Below are 297 nucleotides of genomic sequence, written 5' to 3' on the forward strand. Positions count from 1 at the left end.
ACATCCTGCTGGCCCGTCAGGTTGGCGTTCCATACATCATCGTGTTCCTGAACAAGTGCGATCTGGTTGACGACGCAGAACTGCTGGAACTGGTTGAAATGGAAGTGCGCGAGCTGCTGTCGAAGTACGACTTCCCAGGCGACGACCTGCCTATCGTTAAAGGTTCGGCACGTATGGCTCTGGACGGCGACACCGGTCCTCTGGGCGAACAGGCTATCATGCAACTGGCCGAAGCACTGGACAGCTACATCCCTACGCCAGAGCGCGCAGTGGACGGCGCCTTCCTGATGCCAGTAG

Annotated in this window: 1 protein-coding gene; it reads left to right on the forward strand. The window is 58.2% G+C overall.

Features of this window, described 5'->3' with window-relative positions:
• Nucleotides 1–297 (forward strand): GTP-binding protein (locus GM655_RS22610; protein WP_229632706.1); only part of this gene is annotated, 297 nt, incomplete at both ends.

This window comes from Pseudoduganella danionis (assembly GCF_009720775.1).
GTDB classification, from domain to species: domain Bacteria; phylum Pseudomonadota; class Gammaproteobacteria; order Burkholderiales; family Burkholderiaceae_D; genus Rugamonas; species Rugamonas danionis.